Here is a 19,553-nt window from a genome sequence, read left to right as displayed (position 1 = left end):
GGTATTACCCCCCTTTGAGACTATTTTAGCCACCAGCAAGAAACGTCTATACTCGCAATTTACGCAGAACTTTTGACGAAAGGACGCCACTTCATTATGGCTCACCCTCATTTATTAGCGGAAAGAATTTCCCGCCTGAGCAGTTCGTTGGAAAAGGGGCTTTATGAACGTAGCCACGCCATCCGCTTGTGTTTATTAGCGGCATTAAGTGGTGAAAGTGTGTTCCTCCTTGGCCCGCCAGGTATTGCCAAAAGTTTGATCGCCCGGCGCTTAAAATTCGCCTTTCAGAATGCCCGCGCGTTTGAATATCTGATGACCCGCTTCTCCACGCCGGAAGAAGTTTTTGGTCCCCTTTCTATTCAGGCGCTAAAAGATGAAGGGCGCTATGAACGTTTAACCAGCGGTTACCTGCCGGAAGCAGAAATCGTCTTTCTGGATGAGATCTGGAAAGCGGGCCCGGCAATTCTTAATACCTTGCTCACCGCCATTAACGAGCGCCAGTTCCGCAACGGTGCACACGTAGAAAAAATCCCGATGCGTCTACTGGTGGCGGCCTCCAACGAGCTGCCGGAAGCAGACAGCAGTCTGGAAGCGTTATATGACCGCATGCTGATTCGTCTATGGTTAGATAAAGTGCAAGATAAAGCGAATTTCCGCTCCATGCTGACCAGTCAACAGGATGAAAACGACAATCCGGTTCCTGATGCCTTGCAGGTCACAGATGAAGAATATGAACGCTGGCAGAAAGAGATTGGTGAAATTACGCTGCCCGATCATGTATTTGAGCTGATTTTTATGCTGCGCCAGCAACTGGATAAATTACCGGATGCGCCTTATGTCTCGGATCGTCGCTGGAAAAAAGCGATCCGCTTATTGCAGGCCAGCGCCTTTTTTAGCGGTCGCAGTGCTGTTGCCCCGGTTGATCTCATTTTGCTGAAAGATTGCCTGTGGTATGACGCGCAAAGCCTGAATTTGATACAACAACAAATTGATGTATTGATGACCGGTCATGCCTGGCAACAGCAAGGGATGTTGACCCGCCTGGGCGCGATTGTGCAACGTCACCTGCAACTCCAGCAGCAACAAAGCGATAAAACAGCCTTAACGTTAATTCGTCTGGGCGGCATTTTCAGCCGTCGTCAGCAGTATCAACTTCCTGTTAACGTTACTGCTTCCACTCTGACTCTGCTGCTGCAAAAACCGTTAAAACTGCATGATATGGAAGTGGTTCATATCTCCTTTGAGCGTAGCGCGCTGGAACAGTGGCTGAGTAAAGGTGGTGAAATTCGCGGCAAACTGAACGGTATCGGCTTTGCCCAGAAACTGAATCTGGAAGTTGATAGCACCCAACATCTTGTTGTACGCGATGTAAGTTTACAAGGCAGTACGCTGGCACTTCCCGGTTCATCGGCTGAAGGTCTGCCAGGTGAAATAAAACAACAACTGGAAGAGCTTGAAAGCGACTGGCGTAAGCAACACGCTTTATTCAGCGAACAGCAAAAATGTCTGTTTATCCCTGGCGACTGGTTAGGTCGCATTGAAGCCAGCCTACAGGATGTCGGTGCACAGATTCGCCAGGCACAACAATGCTAACGCTGGATACGCTTAATGTGATGCTGGCCGTCAGCGAAGAGGGATTGATCGAAGAGATGATCATCGCACTGCTGGCCTCACCGCAGCTGGCGGTCTTCTTTGAAAAATTCCCACGACTGAAGGCGGCAATCACTGATGATGTTCCCCGCTGGCGTGAGGCGCTGCGCAGTCGGCTGAAAGATGCCCGAGTCCCGCCGGAACTCACCGAAGAGGTGATGTGCTATCAGCAAAGCCAGCTCCTCTCCACGCCGCAGTTTATTGTGCAGCTACCACAGATCCTAGACTTACTGCATCGTCTGAATTCCCCATGGGCAGAACAAGCCCGGCAGTTGGTTGATGCTAACAGCACAATAACTTCAGCGTTACACACGCTTTTTCTCCAGCGTTGGCGTTTAAGTCTGATCGTGCAAGCAACGACGTTAAATCAACAGCTATTAGAAGAAGAACGCGAACAACTGTTAAGTGAAGTTCAGGAACGCATGACGCTGAGCGGACAACTTGAACCGATTCTCGCAGATAACAATACCGCAGCTGGTCGTCTGTGGGATATGAGCGCCGGTCAGCTTAAACGTGGCGACTATCAGTTTATTGTGAAATACGGTGAATTTCTTAACGAACAGCCGGAACTGAAACGCCTGGCAGAGCAGCCGGGGCGTTCTCGGGAAGCCAAATCAATACCGCGCAACGATGCGTAGATGGAAACCTTCCGCACCATGGTGCGCGAACCGGCGACGGTTCCTGAGCAGGTTGATGGTCTGCAACAAAGCGATGATATTTTACGTCTCCTGCCGCCAGAACTGGCGACACTAGGGATAACGGAACTGGAGTATGAGTTTTACCGTCGGCTGGTGGAAAAACAGTTGCTCACCTATCGCCTGCACGGTGAGTCGTGGCGTGAAAAAGTGCTCGAACGTCCGGTGGTACATAAAGATTACGATGAACAGCCGCGCGGGCCGTTTATTGTCTGTGTGGATACTTCCGGCTCAATGGGCGGCTTTAATGAACAGTGTGCGAAAGCGTTCTGCCTGGCTTTGATGCGCATTGCTCTCGCTGAAAACCGGCGCTGTTATATTATGCTATTTTCCACCGAGATCGTCCGTTATGAGCTTTCAGGCCCACAAGGCATCGAACAAGCAATCCGTTTTTTAAGCCAGCAGTTTCGTGGCGGCACCGATCTTGCCAGTTGTTTTCGCGCCATTATGGAACGCTTGCAAAGCAGGGAATGGTTTGATGCCGATGCGGTGGTGATTTCTGATTTTATCGCTCAGCGGTTGCCTGACGACGTGACGAGTAAAGTGAAAGAGCTGCAGCGGGTACATCAGCATCGCTTTCATGCCGTGGCGATGTCGGCACACGGCAAACCCGGCATCATGCGCATTTTCGATCATATCTGGCGCTTTGATACCGGGATGCGAAGCCGCCTGCTCAGACGCTGGCGGCGATAAATTATTACAGCAGAGAAGGGACGCTCTCGCGAACAGCAACTGGCCATACTCCACACTGAACCTGGCCGATATGCGGCAGTTGCAGCAGCAGCATAGTCAAACGAGACTGGCCGATACCGCCGCCGATGGTCTGCGGCATTTCACCGCGCAGCAGCGCCTGATGCCATTCCAGCTGCAGACGATCTTCATCACCGGTCAGCGCCAGCTGATGCTTCAGCGTGTCGGCATCCACGCGGATCCCCATGGAAGAAAGCTCAAACGCATCTTCCAGTACCGGGTTCCACACCAGAATATCGCCGTTCAGGCCCGCATGGCCCAGCTCTGACGGGGTGCTCCAGTCATCATAATCCGGTGCGCGCACGTCGTGACGATGACCATCACTCAACTTGCCGCCAATCCCGACGAGGAATACCGCGCCAAGATCTTTCGCAATCGCCCGCTCACGCCCTTTGGCATCGAGATCCGGATAACGAGACAGTAACTCCTGGCTGTGTACGAAGTGAATCTGATCCGGCAGGAACGGTGCCAGGCCAAACTCTTCGTTAACCGCAGCTTCGGTTGCTTTAATTCCCGCCCAGATCGCCTCTACCGTGCTTTTCAGAGTCGAGAATTGACGCTCACCGTCGCCCATTACGCGTTCCCAGTCCCACTGGTCAACATAGACCGAGTGCAACGGAGAAAGACGGTCTTCATCGGGGCGAAGGGCTTTCATGTGCGTGTACAGCCCTTCGCCCGCGCTGAAGTCGTGTTGCCCTAAGGTCTGACGTTTCCACTTCGCCAGTGAATGAACCACTTCGAACTGGGCATCAGGCAGAGCTTTCACTTTTACCTGCACCGCTTTTTCACAGCCCGACAAGTTATCCTGCGTGCCATCCCCCACACGGCTAAGAATCGGCGCCTGGACTTCGATCAGCCCCAGACGTTCTTCCAGTTGGCGAGAAAAGTGAGATTTCACGAAGCTAATTTGGCGTTGTTTGGCAATGTAAGCGGTTTTCATTTTTTATACTCCTGCGTCCTGTTGCTTATGATTAAGCAACAAAAACCGACACACATGCAATAATCATTCAATAAAAAGCCTAACACACTTTTGATTCATTAAAAAAGAAGGCTAAAATAGAATGAATCATCAATCTGCATAAGAAAATCCTATGGAAAATTATCTGATCGACAATCTGGACCGTGGCATCCTGGAAGCATTAATGGGCAATGCGCGCACCGCTTACGCCGAACTGGCGAAACAATTTGGCGTCAGTCCGGGGACGATTCACGTTCGAGTAGAGAAAATGAAGCAGGCGGGGATCATTACCGGGGCGCGTATTGATGTCAGCCCGAAGCAGCTCGGTTATGACGTAGGCTGCTTTATCGGCATTATATTAAAGAGCGCCAAAGACTACCCTTCCGCGCTGGCAAAGCTGGAAAGCCTTGATGAAGTCACTGAAGCCTATTACACAACCGGCCACTACAGCATCTTTATAAAAGTTATGTGCCGTTCGATCGACGCTCTCCAGCATGTACTTATCAACAAGATCCAAACAATTGATGAAATTCAGTCCACCGAGACATTGATCGTCCTGCAAAACCCGATCATGCGTACCATCAAGCCCTGATCGGCTTTTTTAATCCCATACTTTTCCACAGGTAGATCCCAACGCGTTCACAGCGTACAATACGCCACTCTTAATAAAGGTGGCGGTTTATGGCAGATATCACTCTTATCAGCGGCAGCACCCTCGGCGGTGCCGAATATGTAGCAGAACACCTGGCTGAAAAGCTGGAAGAGGCGGGTTTTACCACCGAAACGCTGCACGGTCCGCTGTTGGAAGATTTATCTGCCTCGGGGATCTGGCTGGTTATCAGCTCCACCCACGGTGCCGGAGATATTCCGGACAACCTTTCTCCTTTCTATGAAGCATTGCAGGAACAGAAGCCCGATCTTTCTGCGGTCCGCTTTGGCGCAATCGGTATTGGCAGTCGTGAATATGACACCTTTTGTGGGGCTATCGATAAACTCGAGGCAGAACTCAAAAATTCCGGTGCAAAACAGACAGGCGAAACACTGAAGATCAACATTCTTGATCACGACATTCCGGAAGATCCGGCAGAAGAATGGCTGGGATCGTGGATTAATTTACTCAAATAAGTATACAGATCGTGCGATCTACTGTGGATAACTCTGTCAGGAAGCTTGGATCAACCGGTAGTTATCCAAAGAACAACCGTTGTTCAGTTTTTGAGTTGTGTATAACCCCTCATTCTGATCCCAGCTTATACGGTCCAGGATCACCGATCATTCACAGTTAATGATCCTTTCCAGGTTGTTGATCTTAAAAGTCGGATCCTTGTTATCCACAGGGCAGTGCGATCCTAATAAGAGATCACAATAGAACAGATCTCTAAATAAATAGATCTTCTTTTTAATACCCAGGATCCCAGGTCTTTCTCAAGCCGACAAAGTTGAGTAGAATCCACGGCCCGGGCTTCAATCCATTTTCATACCGCGTTATGCGAGGCAATCACCATGTTTTATCCGGATCCTTTTGACGTCATCATCATTGGCGGGGGTCATGCAGGCACCGAGGCCGCGATGGCTGCGGCGCGTATGGGTCAACAGACTCTGCTTTTGACACACAATATCGACACTCTGGGGCAGATGAGCTGCAACCCGGCGATCGGCGGTATTGGGAAGGGACATCTGGTAAAAGAAGTGGATGCACTCGGCGGTCTGATGGCGAAAGCGATCGATCAAGCGGGTATCCAGTTTAGGATACTAAACGCAAGCAAAGGACCGGCGGTTCGCGCTACCCGAGCTCAGGCGGATCGTGTGCGCTACCGTCAGGCGGTACGTACGGCGCTGGAGAACCAACCGAACCTGATGATCTTCCAGCAGGCGGTTGAAGATCTTATTGTCGAAAACGATCGCGTGGTCGGTGCTGTTACCCAAATGGGACTGAAGTTCCGTGCCAAAGCTGTGGTGCTCACCGTTGGGACGTTCCTCGACGGCAAAATTCATATCGGTCTGGATAATTACAGCGGTGGCCGTGCTGGCGATCCGCCATCCATTCCGCTCTCTCGCCGTTTGCGTGAACTGCCGCTGCGCGTTGGTCGTCTGAAAACCGGTACTCCGCCGCGTATTGATGCTCGAACCATCGACTTTAGCGTGCTGGCGCAACAACATGGCGATAACCCAATGCCGGTATTCTCGTTTATGGGCAATGCGTCCCTGCATCCCCAGCAGGTGCCGTGTTATATCACTCATACCAACGAGAAAACCCATGATGTGATCCGCAGTAACCTCGATCGTAGCCCAATGTATGCAGGGGTGATCGAAGGTGTCGGCCCACGCTACTGCCCGTCGATCGAAGACAAAGTCATGCGCTTCGCAGACAGAAATCAGCATCAGATCTTCCTTGAACCGGAAGGACTGACCTCTAATGAAATTTATCCGAACGGTATCTCCACCAGCCTGCCGTTCGATGTGCAGATGCAAATCGTCCGCTCTATGCAGGGGATGGAAAACGCGAAGATCGTGCGTCCGGGTTATGCCATTGAGTATGACTTCTTCGATCCTCGCGACCTGAAACCGACGCTGGAGAGCAAGTTTATCCAGGGGCTGTTCTTTGCTGGTCAGATTAACGGCACTACCGGTTACGAAGAAGCCGCTGCGCAAGGTTTGCTGGCCGGTCTTAACGCTGCCCGTCTGTCTGCTGACAAAGAAGGTTGGGCTCCGGCACGTTCTCAGGCGTATCTCGGCGTACTGGTTGATGACCTGTGCACTTTAGGAACCAAAGAACCGTATCGTATGTTTACTTCGCGCGCAGAATATCGTCTGATGCTGCGCGAAGATAATGCGGATCTGCGTTTGACTGAAATCGGTCGTGAACTGGGCCTGGTGGATGACGAACGTTGGGCGCGCTTTAACGAGAAACTTGAGAATATCGAGCGTGAGCGTCAGCGTCTGAAATCGACCTGGGTAACCCCGTCGGCGGAAGCTGCAGCCGAAGTGAATGCTCACCTGACTGCGCCGCTTTCCCGTGAAGCCAGTGGTGAAGATCTGCTGCGTCGTCCGGAAATGACTTATGAAAAATTAACCACGCTGACGCCGTTTGCCCCTGCGTTGACAGACGAACAGGCGGCGGAACAGGTTGAGATTCAGGTTAAATACGAAGGTTATATCGCGCGCCAGCAAGATGAGATCGAAAAGCAGCTGCGTAACGAGAACACCCTGCTACCCGCGACACTGGATTACCGCCAGGTATCCGGTCTTTCTAACGAAGTGATCGCCAAACTTAACGATCACAAACCGGCCTCTATCGGCCAGGCTTCGCGTATTTCTGGCGTCACGCCTGCGGCCATCTCCATTCTGCTGGTGTGGCTGAAAAAACAGGGTATGCTGCGTCGTAGCGCATAACGCATTAAAAATGCCTGGTAAGCACCCGCTTACCAAGCAACGCATCAAGAACAGGTAATCACCGTGCTCAACAAACTCTCCTTACTGCTGAAAGACGCAGGTATTTCGCTTACTGATCACCAGAAAAACCAGCTTATTGCCTACGTGAATATGCTGCATAAATGGAACAAAGCGTACAACCTGACTTCGGTCCGCGATCCTAATGAGATGCTGGTACGCCATATTCTCGATAGCATTGTGGTGGCACCGTATCTGCAAGGTGAACGGTTTATCGATGTCGGCACCGGACCAGGACTGCCAGGCATTCCACTCTCTATCGTGCGTCCTGAAGCCCATTTCACTCTGTTGGATAGCCTTGGTAAACGCGTGCGTTTCCTTCGTCAGGTGCAACATGAGCTTAAACTGGAGAATATTGAACCAGTACAGAGCAGGGTAGAAGAGTTTCCTTCAGAGCCGCCATTTGATGGCGTAATTAGCCGCGCTTTTGCCTCTCTGAACGATATGGTGAGCTGGTGCCACCATCTTCCTGGTGAGCAAGGCCGTTTCTACGCGCTGAAAGGGCAAATGCCGGAAGATGAAATCGCTTTGTTGCCCGAAGAATATCAGGTCGAATCAGTGGTTAAACTTCAGGTTCCAGCCCTGGATGGCGAACGTCATCTGGTGGTGATTAAAGCAAATAAAATTTAATTTTTATCAAAAAAATCATAAAAAATTGACCGGTTAGACTGTTAACAACAACCAGGTTTTCTACTGATATAACTGGTTACATTTAACGCCACGTTCACTCTTTTGCATCAACAAGATAACGTGGCTTTTTTTGGTAAGCAGAAAATAAGTCATTAGTGAAAATATCAGTCTGCTAAAAATCGGCGCTAAGAACCATCATTGGCTGTTAAAACATTATTAAAAATGTCAATGGGTGGTTTTTGTTGTGTAAATGTCATTTATTAAAACAGTATCTGTTTTTAGACTGAAATATCATAAACTTGCAAAGGCATCATTTGCCAAGTAAATAAATATGCTGTGCGCGAACATGCGCAATATGTGATCTGAAGCACGCTTTATCACCAGTGTTTACGCGTTATTTACAGTTTTTCATGATCGAACAGGGGTAGCGGAAAAGTCGCAATTGTATGCACTGGAAAAATATTTAAACATTTATTCACCTTTTGGCTACTTATTGTTTGAAATCACGGGGGCGCACCGTATAATTTGACCGCTTTTTGATGCTTGACTCTAAGCCTTAAAGAAAGTTTTATACGACACGCGGCATACCTCGAAGGGAGCAGGAGTGAAAAACGTGATGTCTGTGTCGCTCGTGAGTCGAAACGTTGCTCGGAAGCTTCTGCTCGTTCAGTTACTGGTGGTGATAGCAAGTGGATTGCTGTTCAGCCTCAAAGACCCCTTCTGGGGCGTCTCTGCAATAAGCGGGGGCCTGGCAGTCTTTCTGCCTAACGTTTTGTTTATGATATTTGCCTGGCGTCACCAGGCGCATACACCAGCGAAAGGCCGGGTGGCTTGGACATTCGCATTTGGCGAAGCTTTCAAAGTTCTGGCGATGTTGGTGTTACTGGTGGTGGCGTTGGCGGTTTTAAAGGCGGTATTCTTGCCGCTGATCGTTACGTGGGTTTTGGTGCTGGTGGTTCAGATACTGGCACCGGCTGTAATTAACAACAAAGGGTAAAAGGCATCATGGCTTCAGAAAATATGACGCCGCAGGATTACATAGGACACCACCTGAATAACCTTCAGCTGGACCTGCGTACATTCTCGCTGGTGGATCCACAAAACCCCCCAGCCACCTTCTGGACAATCAATATTGACTCCATGTTCTTCTCGGTGGTGCTGGGTCTGTTGTTCTTGGTTTTATTCCGTAGCGTAGCCAAAAAGGCGACCAGCGGTGTGCCAGGTAAGTTTCAGACCGCGATTGAGCTGGTGATCGGCTTTGTTAATGGTAGCGTGAAAGACATGTACCATGGCAAAAGCAAGCTGATTGCTCCGCTGGCCCTGACGATCTTCGTCTGGGTATTCCTGATGAATCTGATGGATTTACTGCCTATCGACTTGCTGCCGTACATTGCTGAACATGTACTGGGTCTGCCTGCACTGCGTGTGGTTCCGTCTGCGGACGTGAACGTAACGCTGTCTATGGCACTGGGCGTATTTATCCTGATTCTGTTCTACAACATCAAAATGAAAGGCATCGGCGGCTTCACGAAAGAGTTGACGCTGCAGCCGTTCAATCACTGGGCGTTCATTCCTGTCAACTTAATCCTTGAAGGGGTAAGCCTGCTGTCCAAACCAGTTTCACTCGGTTTGCGACTGTTCGGTAACATGTATGCCGGTGAGCTGATTTTCATTCTGATTGCTGGTCTGTTGCCGTGGTGGTCACAGTGGATCCTGAATGTGCCGTGGGCCATTTTCCACATCCTGATCATTACGCTGCAAGCCTTCATCTTCATGGTTCTGACGATCGTCTATCTGTCGATGGCGTCTGAAGAACATTAATTTACCAACACTACTACGTTTTAACTGAAACAAACTGGAGACTGTCATGGAAAACCTGAATATGGATCTGCTGTACATGGCTGCCGCTGTGATGATGGGTCTGGCGGCAATCGGTGCTGCGATCGGTATCGGCATCCTCGGGGGTAAATTCCTGGAAGGCGCAGCGCGTCAACCTGATCTGATTCCTCTGCTGCGTACTCAGTTCTTTATCGTTATGGGTCTGGTGGATGCTATCCCGATGATCGCTGTAGGTCTGGGTCTGTACGTGATGTTCGCTGTCGCGTAGTAAGCGTTGCTTTTATTTAAAGAGCAATATCAGAACGTTAACTAAATAGAGGCATTGTGCTGTGAATCTTAACGCAACAATCCTCGGCCAGGCCATCGCGTTTGTCCTGTTCGTTCTGTTCTGCATGAAGTACGTATGGCCGCCATTAATGGCAGCCATCGAAAAACGTCAAAAAGAAATTGCTGACGGCCTTGCTTCCGCAGAACGAGCACATAAGGACCTTGACCTTGCAAAGGCCAGCGCGACCGACCAGCTGAAAAAAGCGAAAGCGGAAGCCCAGGTAATCATCGAGCAGGCGAATAAACTCCGCTCGCAGATTCTGGACGAAGCGAAAGCTGAGGCAGAACAGGAACGTACTAAAATCGTGGCCCAGGCGCAGGCTGAAATTGAAGCCGAGCGTAAACGTGCCCGTGAAGAGCTGCGTAAGCAAGTTGCTATCCTGGCTGTTGCTGGCGCCGAGAAGATCATCGAACGTTCCGTGGATGAAGCTGCTAACAGCGACATCGTGGATAAACTTGTCGCTGAACTGTAAGGAGGGAGGGGCTGATGTCTGAATTTATTACGGTAGCTCGCCCCTACGCCAAAGCAGCTTTTGACTTTGCCGTCGAACACCAAAGTGTAGAACGCTGGCAGGACATGCTGGCGTTTGCCGCCGAGGTAACCAAAAACGAACAAATGGCAGAGCTTCTCTCTGGCGCGCTTGCGCCAGAAACGCTCGCCGAGTCGTTTATCGCAGTTTGTGGTGAGCAACTGGACGAAAACGGTCAGAACCTGATTCGGGTAATGGCTGAAAATGGTCGTCTTAACGCGCTCCCGGATGTTCTGGAGCAGTTTATTCACCTTCGTGCCGTGAGTGAGGCTACCGCTGAGGTAGACGTCATTTCCGCTGCCGCACTGAGTGAACAACAGCTCGCGAAAATTTCTGCTGCGATGGAAAAACGTCTGTCACGCAAAGTTAAGCTGAATTGCAAAATCGATAAGTCTGTAATGGCAGGCGTTATCATCCGAGCGGGTGATATGGTCATTGATGGCAGCGTACGCGGTCGTCTTGAGCGCCTTGCAGACGTCTTGCAGTCTTAAGGGGACTGGAGCATGCAACTGAATTCCACCGAAATCAGCGAACTGATCAAGCAGCGCATTGCTCAGTTCAATGTTGTGAGTGAAGCTCACAACGAAGGTACTATTGTTTCTGTAAGTGACGGTGTTATCCGCATTCACGGCCTGGCCGATTGTATGCAGGGTGAAATGATCTCCCTGCCGGGTAACCGTTACGCTATCGCACTGAACCTCGAGCGCGACTCTGTAGGTGCGGTTGTTATGGGTCCGTACGCTGACCTTGCCGAAGGCATGAAAGTTAAGTGTACTGGCCGTATCCTGGAAGTTCCGGTTGGCCGTGGCCTGCTGGGCCGTGTGGTTAACACTCTGGGTGCACCAATCGACGGTAAAGGTCCGCTGGATCACGACGGCTTCTCTGCTGTAGAAGCAATCGCTCCGGGCGTTATCGAACGTCAGTCCGTAGATCAGCCGGTACAGACCGGTTATAAAGCCGTTGACTCCATGATCCCAATCGGTCGTGGTCAGCGTGAATTGATCATCGGTGACCGTCAGACAGGTAAAACCGCACTGGCTATCGATGCCATCATCAACCAGCGCGATTCCGGTATCAAATGTATCTATGTCGCTATCGGCCAGAAAGCGTCCACCATTTCTAACGTGGTACGTAAACTGGAAGAGCACGGCGCACTGGCTAACACCATCGTTGTGGTAGCAACCGCGTCTGAATCCGCTGCACTGCAATACCTGGCACCGTATGCCGGTTGCGCAATGGGCGAATACTTCCGTGACCGCGGTGAAGATGCGCTGATCATTTACGATGACCTGTCTAAACAGGCTGTTGCTTACCGTCAGATCTCCCTGCTGCTCCGTCGTCCGCCAGGACGTGAAGCATTCCCGGGCGACGTTTTCTACCTCCACTCTCGTCTGCTGGAGCGTGCTGCACGTGTTAACGCCGAATACGTTGAAGCCTTCACCAAAGGTGAAGTGAAAGGGAAAACCGGTTCTCTGACCGCACTGCCGATTATCGAAACTCAGGCGGGTGACGTTTCTGCGTTCGTTCCGACCAACGTAATCTCCATTACCGATGGTCAGATCTTCCTGGAAACCAACCTGTTCAACGCCGGTATTCGTCCTGCGGTTAACCCGGGTATTTCCGTATCCCGTGTTGGTGGTGCAGCACAGACCAAGATCATGAAAAAACTGTCCGGTGGTATCCGTACCGCTCTGGCACAGTATCGTGAACTGGCAGCGTTCTCTCAGTTTGCATCCGACCTTGACGATGCAACACGTAAGCAGCTTGACCACGGTCAGAAAGTGACCGAACTGCTGAAACAGAAACAGTATGCGCCGATGTCCGTTGCGCAGCAGTCTCTGGTTCTGTTCGCAGCAGAACGTGGTTACCTGGCGGATGTTGAACTGTCGAAAATTGGCAGCTTCGAAGCCGCTCTGCTGGCTTACGTCGACCGTGATCACGCTCCGTTGATGCAAGAGATCAACCAGACCGGTGGCTACAACGACGAAATCGAAGGCAAGCTGAAAGGCATCCTCGATTCCTTCAAAGCAACCCAATCCTGGTAACGTCTGGCGGCTTGCCTTAGGGCAGGCCGCAAGGCATTGAGGAGAAGCTCATGGCCGGCGCAAAAGAGATACGTAGTAAGATCGCAAGCGTCCAGAACACGCAAAAGATCACTAAAGCGATGGAGATGGTCGCCGCTTCCAAAATGCGTAAATCGCAGGATCGCATGGCGGCCAGCCGTCCTTATGCAGAAACCATGCGCAAAGTGATTGGTCACCTTGCACACGGTAATCTGGAATATAAGCACCCTTACCTGGAAGACCGCGACGTTAAACGCGTGGGCTACCTGGTGGTGTCGACCGACCGTGGTTTGTGCGGTGGTTTGAACATTAACCTGTTCAAAAAACTGCTGGCGGAAATGAAGACCTGGACCGACAAAGGCGTTCAATGCGACCTCGCAATGATCGGCTCGAAAGGCGTGTCGTTCTTCAACTCCGTGGGCGGCAATGTTGTTGCCCAGGTCACCGGCATGGGGGATAACCCTTCCCTGTCCGAACTGATCGGTCCGGTAAAAGTGATGTTGCAGGCCTACGACGAAGGCCGTCTGGACAAGCTTTACATTGTCAGCAACAAATTTATTAACACCATGTCTCAGGTTCCGACCATCAGCCAGCTGCTGCCGTTACCGGCATCAGATGATGATGATCTGAAACATAAATCCTGGGATTACCTGTACGAACCCGATCCGAAGGCGTTGCTGGATACCCTGCTGCGTCGTTATGTCGAATCTCAGGTTTATCAGGGCGTGGTTGAAAACCTGGCCAGCGAGCAGGCCGCCCGTATGGTGGCGATGAAAGCCGCGACCGACAATGGCGGCAGCCTGATTAAAGAGCTGCAGTTGGTATACAACAAAGCTCGTCAGGCCAGCATTACTCAGGAACTCACCGAGATCGTCTCGGGGGCCGCCGCGGTTTAAACAGGTTATTTCGTAGAGGATTTAAGATGGCTACTGGAAAGATTGTCCAGGTAATCGGCGCCGTAGTTGACGTCGAATTCCCTCAGGATGCCGTACCGCGCGTGTACGATGCTCTTGAGGTGCAAAATGGTAATGAGCGTCTGGTGCTGGAAGTTCAGCAGCAGCTCGGCGGCGGTATCGTGCGTACCATCGCAATGGGTTCCTCCGACGGTCTGCGTCGCGGTCTGGATGTAAAAGACCTCGAACACCCGATCGAAGTCCCGGTAGGTAAAGCGACTCTGGGCCGTATCATGAACGTACTGGGTGAACCGGTCGACATGAAAGGCGAGATCGGTGAAGAAGAGCGTTGGGCGATTCACCGCGCAGCACCTTCCTACGAAGAGCTGTCAAACTCTCAGGAACTGCTGGAAACCGGTATCAAAGTTATCGACCTGATGTGTCCGTTCGCTAAGGGCGGTAAAGTTGGTCTGTTCGGTGGTGCGGGTGTAGGTAAAACCGTAAACATGATGGAGCTCATTCGTAACATCGCGATCGAGCACTCCGGTTACTCTGTGTTTGCGGGCGTAGGTGAACGTACTCGTGAGGGTAACGACTTCTACCACGAAATGACCGACTCCAACGTTATCGACAAAGTATCCCTGGTGTATGGCCAGATGAACGAGCCGCCGGGAAACCGTCTGCGCGTTGCTCTGACCGGTCTGACCATGGCTGAGAAATTCCGTGACGAAGGTCGTGACGTTCTGCTGTTCGTTGACAACATCTATCGTTACACCCTGGCCGGTACGGAAGTATCCGCACTGCTGGGCCGTATGCCTTCAGCGGTAGGTTATCAGCCGACCCTGGCGGAAGAGATGGGCGTTCTGCAGGAACGTATCACCTCCACCAAAACTGGTTCTATCACCTCCGTACAGGCGGTATACGTACCTGCGGATGACTTGACTGACCCGTCTCCGGCAACCACCTTTGCGCACCTTGACGCAACCGTGGTACTGAGCCGTCAGATCGCGTCTCTGGGTATCTACCCGGCCGTTGACCCGCTGGACTCCACCAGCCGTCAGCTGGACCCGCTGGTGGTTGGTCAGGAACACTACGACACCGCGCGTGGCGTTCAGTCCATCCTGCAACGTTATCAGGAACTGAAAGACATCATCGCCATCCTGGGTATGGATGAACTGTCTGAAGAAGACAAACTGGTGGTAGCGCGTGCTCGTAAGATCCAGCGCTTCCTGTCCCAGCCGTTCTTCGTGGCAGAAGTATTCACCGGTTCTCCGGGTAAATACGTCTCCCTGAAAGACACCATCCGTGGCTTTAAAGGCATCATGGAAGGCGAATACGATCACCTGCCGGAGCAGGCGTTCTACATGGTCGGTTCCATCGAAGAAGCTGTGGAAAAAGCCAAAAAACTTTAACGCCTTAATCGGAGGGTGATATGGCAATGACTTACCACCTGGACGTCGTCAGCGCAGAGCAACAAATGTTCTCTGGTCTGGTCGAGAAAATCCAGGTAACGGGTAGCGAAGGTGAACTGGGGATCTACCCTGGCCACGCACCGCTGCTCACCGCCATTAAGCCTGGTATGATTCGCATCGTGAAACAGCACGGTCACGAAGAGTTTATCTATCTGTCTGGCGGCATTCTTGAAGTGCAGCCTGGCAACGTGACCGTTCTGGCCGACACTGCAATTCGCGGCCAGGATCTCGACGAAGCGCGAGCCATGGAAGCGAAACGTAAGGCTGAAGAGCACATTAGCAGCTCTCACGGCGACGTAGATTACGCTCAGGCGTCTGCGGAACTGGCCAAAGCGATCGCGCAGCTGCGCGTTATCGAGTTGACCAAAAAAGCGATGTAACACCGGCTTGAAAAGCACAAAAGCCAGTCTGGAAACAGGCTGGCTTTTTTTTACGCGTTGACCCGTCCTGAAGAGCGTTCACATAGATCCTGCTGATATAAAACCCCCCTGTTTTCCCGTTTATTCATTGATCGAAATAAGAGCAAAAACATCCACCTGACGCTTAAATGAAGGTACTGCCTTAATTTTCTGCAGACAAAAGGCGTGACGATGGTCGAAAATGGCACTTTCGTCAGCGGGGATAATCCGTTATTGAACAATTTATCCTCTGTCCATTTCACGATGAAAAAAATGTAGTTTTTTCAAGGTGAAGCGGTTTAAATTCGTTCTCAAATTACAGTCAGGACGCGTATGTTGAATAATGCTATGAGCGTAGTGATCCTTGCCGCAGGCAAAGGCACGCGCATGTATTCCGATCTTCCGAAAGTGCTGCATACCCTTGCCGGGAAAGCGATGGTTCAGCATGTCATTGATGCTGCGAATGAATTAGGCGCAGCGCACGTTCACCTGGTGTACGGTCACGGCGGCGATCTGCTTAAACAGGCGCTGAAAGACGACAACCTTAACTGGGTGCTTCAGGCAGAGCAGCTGGGTACGGGTCATGCAATGCAGCAGGCCGCACCTTTCTTTGCCGATGATGAAGACATTTTAATGCTCTACGGCGACGTGCCGCTGATCTCTGTCGAAACACTCCAGCGCCTGCGTGATGCTAAACCCCAGGGTGGCATTGGTCTGCTGACGGTGAAACTGGATGATCCGACCGGTTATGGACGTATCACCCGTGAAAATGGCAAAGTTACCGGCATTGTTGAGCACAAAGATGCCACCGACGAGCAGCGTCAGATTCAGGAGATCAACACCGGCATTCTGATTGCCAACGGCGCAGGTATGAAACGCTGGCTGGCGAAGCTGACCAACAATAATGCTCAGGGCGAATACTACATCACCGACATTATTGCGCTGGCGTATCAGGAAGGGCGTGAAATCGTCGCCGTTCATCCGCAACGTTTAAGCGAAGTAGAAGGTGTGAATAACCGCCTGCAACTCTCCCGTCTGGAGCGCGTTTACCAGTCCGAACAGGCTGAAAAACTGCTGTTAGCAGGCGTTATGCTGCGCGATCCGGCGCGTTTTGATCTGCGCGGTACGCTTACTCACGGGCGCGATGTTGAAATTGATACTAACGTTATCATCGAGGGCAACGTGACTCTCGGTCATCGCGTGAAAATCGGCACCGGTTGCGTGATTAAAAACAGCGTGATTGGCGATGATTGCGAAATCAGTCCGTATACCGTTGTGGAAGACGCGAATCTGGCAGCGGCCTGTACTATTGGCCCGTTTGCCCGTCTGCGTCCTGGTGCTGAGTTGCTGGAAGGTGCACACGTTGGTAACTTCGTTGAGATGAAAAAAGCGCGTCTGGGTAAAGGCACGAAAGCCGGGCATCTGACTTACCTAGGCGATGCGGAAATTGGCGATAACGTTAACATCGGCGCGGGAACCATTACCTGCAACTACGATGGTGCGAATAAATTTAAGACCATTATCGGCGACGATGTGTTTGTCGGTTCCGACACTCAGCTGGTGGCCCCGGTAACAGTAGGCAAAGGCGCGACCATTGCTGCGGGTACAACTGTGACGCGTAATGTCGGCGAAAATGCATTAGCTATCAGCCGTGTGCCGCAGACTCAGAAAGAAGGCTGGCGTCGTCCGGTAAAGAAAAAGTAATTCTGGCCGGGTAATCCGGTCATCTGGGATGAGGAGATAACATAATCTCCCTCCCACAAGCAGTAACTATAAAAATAACCCCACTCTCTACAAGGCTCGGGGCGCCCGAAAAAACGGGCATACAGGTTGACCGACAACGATATAAATCGGAATCAAAAACTATGTGTGGAATTGTTGGCGCGATCGCGCAACGTGATGTAGCAGAAATCCTTCTTGAAGGTTTACGTCGTCTGGAATACCGCGGATATGACTCTGCCGGTCTGGCCGTTGTTGATGCGGAAGGTCATATGACTCGCCTGCGTCGCCTCGGTAAAGTCCAGATGCTGGCTCAGGCAGCGGAAGAACATCCTCTGCATGGCGGCACCGGTATTGCTCACACTCGCTGGGCGACCCACGGTGAACCTTCAGAAGCTAACGCGCATCCGCATGTTTCTGAACACATTGTGGTGGTGCATAATGGCATCATCGAAAACCATGAACCGCTGCGTGAAGAGTTAAAAGCGCGTGGCTATACCTTCGTTTCTGAAACCGACACCGAAGTGATTGCCCATCTGGTGAACTGGGAGCTGAAACAAGGCGGGACTCTGCGTGAGGCTGTTCTGCGTGCTATCCCGCAGCTGCGCGGTGCGTACGGTACAGTGATCATGGACTCCCGTCACCCGGATACCCTGCTGGCGGCACGTTCTGGTAGTCCGCTGGTGATTGGCCTGGGTATGGGCGAAAACTTTATCGCTTCTGACCAGCTGGCGCTGTTGCCGGTGACCCGTCGCTTTATCTTCCTTGAAGAGGGCGATATTGCGGAAATCACTCGCCGTTCGGTAAACATCTTCGATAAAACTGGCGCGGAAGTAAAACGTCAGGATATCGAATCCAATCTGCAATATGACGCGGGCGATAAAGGTATTTACCGTCACTACATGCAGAAAGAGATCTACGAACAGCCGAACGCGATAAAAAACACCCTTACCGGGCGCATCAGCCACGGTCAGGTTGATTTAAGCGAGCTGGGACCGAACGCCGACGAACTGCTGTCGAAGGTTGAGCATATTCAGATCCTCGCCTGTGGTACTTCTTATAACTCCGGTATGGTTTCCCGCTACTGGTTTGAATCGCTGGCAGGTATTCCGTGCGACGTCGAAATCGCCTCTGAATTCCGCTATCGTAAATCTGCCGTGCGTCGTAACAGCCTGATGATCACCTTGTCACAGTCTGGCGAAACCGCGGATACCCTGGCGGGCCTGCGTCTGTCGAAAGAGCTGGGTTACCTTGGTTCGCTGGCAATCTGTAACGTTCCGGGTTCTTCTCTGGTGCGCGAATCCGATCTGGCGCTGATGACCAACGCGGGTACGGAAATCGGCGTGGCGTCCACTAAAGCATTCACCACTCAGTTAACTGTGCTGTTGATGCTGGTGGCGAAGCTGTCTCGCCTGAAAGGTCTGGATGCCTCCATTGAACATGACATTGTGCATGGTCTGCAGGCGCTGCCGAGCCGTATTGAGCAGATGCTGTCTCAGGATAAACGCATTGAAGCTCTGGCAGAAGATTTCTCTGACAAACATCACGCGCTGTTCCTGGGCCGTGGCGATCAGTACCCAATCGCGCTGGAAGGCGCATTGAAGCTGAAAGAGATCTCTTACATTCACGCTGAAGCCTACGCTGCAGGCGAGCTGAAACACGGCCCGCTGGCGCTGATTGACGCGGATATGCCGGTTATCGTCGTTGCACCGAACAACGAACTGTTGGAAAAACTGAAATCCAACATTGAAGAAGTTCGCGCGCGTGGCGGTCAATTGTATGTCTTCGCCGATCAGGATGCGGGTTTTGTAAGTAGCGATAACATGCACATCATCGAGATGCCGCATGTGGAAGAGGTGATTGCACCGATCTTCTACACCGTTCCGCTGCAGCTGCTGGCTTACCATGTCGCGCTGATCAAAGGCACCGACGTTGACCAGCCGCGTAACCTGGCAAAATCGGTTACGGTTGAGTAATCACTATCATAGATAAAAAAGGGCTGCCGACCGGTGTAATGCCGATCAGTTGACCGATCCAGTGGCTGTGTAAGAATCCGGAAACGCTCACTTGTTTCCGGATTTTTTTATGCACATTGGACAGGCGCTTGAGCGTAAAGAACCTCTTCACCAGATTGTGAATCGCCTGGACATCATGCTGCCGGGCAATCGCCCCTTCGTTG

17 protein-coding genes and 2 pseudogenes are annotated in these 19,553 nt (G+C 51.5%); 18 read left to right on the top strand and 1 reads right to left on the bottom strand.

Going from position 1 to position 19,553, the window contains the following annotated elements; translation table 11 throughout:
- The first annotated feature begins 96 nt into the window (after positions 1-96).
- Together ravA and viaA are read left to right on the top strand one after the other, a co-directional pair.
- Positions 97-1,593, top strand: a complete 1,497-nt coding sequence (ravA, locus tag ACUU1I_RS13670; protein WP_005071724.1) for an ATPase RavA — start codon at positions 97-99, stop codon at positions 1,591-1,593.
- Positions 1,587-3,038, top strand: a pseudogene (viaA, locus tag ACUU1I_RS13665) (ATPase RavA stimulator ViaA). The gene ravA and the pseudogene viaA overlap by 7 nt, the downstream one beginning before the upstream one ends.
- 4 nt (positions 3,039-3,042) lie before the next feature.
- Here the strand turns inward: viaA and asnA are convergent.
- Positions 3,043-4,035 carry an aspartate--ammonia ligase gene (gene asnA / locus ACUU1I_RS13660; RefSeq protein ID WP_000845096.1) on the bottom strand — a complete coding sequence of 331 codons (993 nt, stop codon included), beginning with the start codon at positions 4,033-4,035 and terminating at the stop codon, positions 3,043-3,045.
- A gap of 151 nt (positions 4,036-4,186) precedes the next feature.
- On the opposite strand from asnA, the gene asnC reads away from it, so the two are divergent.
- The 16 genes and pseudogenes from asnC to ACUU1I_RS13580 all read left to right on the top strand — a co-directional run.
- Positions 4,187-4,645: a transcriptional regulator AsnC gene (gene asnC / locus ACUU1I_RS13655; protein WP_000432970.1), complete on the top strand. Its 459-nt coding sequence runs from the start codon at positions 4,187-4,189 to the stop codon at positions 4,643-4,645.
- Positions 4,646-4,734: 89 nt separating this feature from the next.
- Positions 4,735-5,178, top strand: coding sequence for an FMN-binding protein MioC (gene mioC / locus ACUU1I_RS13650; RefSeq protein WP_000763742.1), 444 nt, complete (start codon positions 4,735-4,737; stop codon positions 5,176-5,178).
- Positions 5,179-5,556: 378 nt separating this feature from the next.
- Positions 5,557-7,446: a tRNA uridine-5-carboxymethylaminomethyl(34) synthesis enzyme MnmG gene (gene mnmG / locus ACUU1I_RS13645; protein ID WP_000499814.1), complete on the top strand. Its 1,890-nt coding sequence runs from the start codon at positions 5,557-5,559 to the stop codon at positions 7,444-7,446.
- A gap of 63 nt (positions 7,447-7,509) precedes the next feature.
- A complete protein-coding gene (rsmG, locus tag ACUU1I_RS13640) occupies positions 7,510-8,133 on the top strand; it encodes a 16S rRNA (guanine(527)-N(7))-methyltransferase RsmG (protein WP_000932839.1) in 624 nt (207 codons plus the stop codon).
- 616 nt (positions 8,134-8,749) lie between these two features.
- Positions 8,750-9,130, top strand: a complete 381-nt coding sequence (gene atpI / locus ACUU1I_RS13635) for a F0F1 ATP synthase subunit I (RefSeq protein WP_000116695.1) — start codon at positions 8,750-8,752, stop codon at positions 9,128-9,130.
- 8 nt (positions 9,131-9,138) lie between these two features.
- Entirely contained in the window at positions 9,139-9,954 is an 816-nt protein-coding gene (gene atpB, locus ACUU1I_RS13630; protein ID WP_000135623.1) for a F0F1 ATP synthase subunit A, read from the top strand.
- A 46-nt stretch (positions 9,955-10,000) separates the two neighbouring features.
- Positions 10,001-10,240, top strand: coding sequence for a F0F1 ATP synthase subunit C (gene atpE, locus ACUU1I_RS13625; protein ID WP_000429386.1), 240 nt, complete (start codon positions 10,001-10,003; stop codon positions 10,238-10,240).
- A gap of 61 nt (positions 10,241-10,301) precedes the next feature.
- Positions 10,302-10,772: a F0F1 ATP synthase subunit B gene (gene atpF / locus ACUU1I_RS13620; protein WP_001052216.1), complete on the top strand. Its 471-nt coding sequence runs from the start codon at positions 10,302-10,304 to the stop codon at positions 10,770-10,772.
- Positions 10,773-10,786: 14 nt separating this feature from the next.
- A complete protein-coding gene (gene atpH / locus ACUU1I_RS13615; protein WP_001288587.1) occupies positions 10,787-11,320 on the top strand; it encodes a F0F1 ATP synthase subunit delta in 534 nt (177 codons plus the stop codon).
- A gap of 12 nt (positions 11,321-11,332) precedes the next feature.
- On the top strand, positions 11,333-12,874 hold the full coding sequence (gene atpA, locus ACUU1I_RS13610) for a F0F1 ATP synthase subunit alpha (protein WP_001176745.1): 1,542 nt from the start codon (positions 11,333-11,335) through the stop codon (positions 12,872-12,874).
- A 50-nt stretch (positions 12,875-12,924) separates the two neighbouring features.
- Positions 12,925-13,788: a F0F1 ATP synthase subunit gamma gene (gene atpG / locus ACUU1I_RS13605; RefSeq protein ID WP_000896498.1), complete on the top strand. Its 864-nt coding sequence runs from the start codon at positions 12,925-12,927 to the stop codon at positions 13,786-13,788.
- 26 nt (positions 13,789-13,814) lie between these two features.
- Entirely contained in the window at positions 13,815-15,197 is a 1,383-nt protein-coding gene (gene atpD, locus ACUU1I_RS13600) for a F0F1 ATP synthase subunit beta (protein WP_000190506.1), read from the top strand.
- 20 nt (positions 15,198-15,217) lie between these two features.
- The gene (locus tag ACUU1I_RS13595) at positions 15,218-15,637 is read left to right on the top strand and encodes a F0F1 ATP synthase subunit epsilon (RefSeq protein ID WP_001251965.1); all 420 of its coding nucleotides are present in this window, start codon (positions 15,218-15,220) and stop codon (positions 15,635-15,637) included.
- Positions 15,638-15,988: 351 nt separating this feature from the next.
- Entirely contained in the window at positions 15,989-17,359 is a 1,371-nt protein-coding gene (gene glmU, locus ACUU1I_RS13590; protein WP_000933750.1) for a bifunctional UDP-N-acetylglucosamine diphosphorylase/glucosamine-1-phosphate N-acetyltransferase GlmU, read from the top strand.
- 161 nt (positions 17,360-17,520) lie between these two features.
- A complete protein-coding gene (glmS, locus tag ACUU1I_RS13585; RefSeq protein WP_000334086.1) occupies positions 17,521-19,350 on the top strand; it encodes a glutamine--fructose-6-phosphate transaminase (isomerizing) in 1,830 nt (609 codons plus the stop codon).
- A 115-nt stretch (positions 19,351-19,465) separates the two neighbouring features.
- Positions 19,466-19,553 (top strand): annotated as a pseudogene (locus ACUU1I_RS13580) (hypothetical protein); the annotation flags it as partial.

This window comes from Shigella sp. SIG3 (genome assembly GCF_053555855.1).
Note: the sequence above shows the minus strand (reverse complement) of the source record. Positions and strands in the feature narration are given on the sequence as shown.

Coding starts and splice junctions, on each gene's coding strand:
- ravA (WP_005071724.1), top strand. CDS start 97: ATGGCTCACCCTCATTTATTAGCGGAAAGAATTTCCCGCCTGAGCAGT.
- asnA (WP_000845096.1), bottom strand. CDS start 4,035: ATGAAAACCGCTTACATTGCCAAACAACGCCAAATTAGCTTCGTGAAA.
- asnC (WP_000432970.1), top strand. CDS start 4,187: ATGGAAAATTATCTGATCGACAATCTGGACCGTGGCATCCTGGAAGCA.
- mioC (WP_000763742.1), top strand. CDS start 4,735: ATGGCAGATATCACTCTTATCAGCGGCAGCACCCTCGGCGGTGCCGAA.
- mnmG (WP_000499814.1), top strand. CDS start 5,557: ATGTTTTATCCGGATCCTTTTGACGTCATCATCATTGGCGGGGGTCAT.
- atpI (WP_000116695.1), top strand. CDS start 8,750: ATGTCTGTGTCGCTCGTGAGTCGAAACGTTGCTCGGAAGCTTCTGCTC.
- atpB (WP_000135623.1), top strand. CDS start 9,139: ATGGCTTCAGAAAATATGACGCCGCAGGATTACATAGGACACCACCTG.
- atpE (WP_000429386.1), top strand. CDS start 10,001: ATGGAAAACCTGAATATGGATCTGCTGTACATGGCTGCCGCTGTGATG.
- atpH (WP_001288587.1), top strand. CDS start 10,787: ATGTCTGAATTTATTACGGTAGCTCGCCCCTACGCCAAAGCAGCTTTT.
- atpA (WP_001176745.1), top strand. CDS start 11,333: ATGCAACTGAATTCCACCGAAATCAGCGAACTGATCAAGCAGCGCATT.
- atpG (WP_000896498.1), top strand. CDS start 12,925: ATGGCCGGCGCAAAAGAGATACGTAGTAAGATCGCAAGCGTCCAGAAC.
- atpD (WP_000190506.1), top strand. CDS start 13,815: ATGGCTACTGGAAAGATTGTCCAGGTAATCGGCGCCGTAGTTGACGTC.
- ACUU1I_RS13595 (WP_001251965.1), top strand. CDS start 15,218: ATGGCAATGACTTACCACCTGGACGTCGTCAGCGCAGAGCAACAAATG.
- glmU (WP_000933750.1), top strand. CDS start 15,989: ATGTTGAATAATGCTATGAGCGTAGTGATCCTTGCCGCAGGCAAAGGC.
- glmS (WP_000334086.1), top strand. CDS start 17,521: ATGTGTGGAATTGTTGGCGCGATCGCGCAACGTGATGTAGCAGAAATC.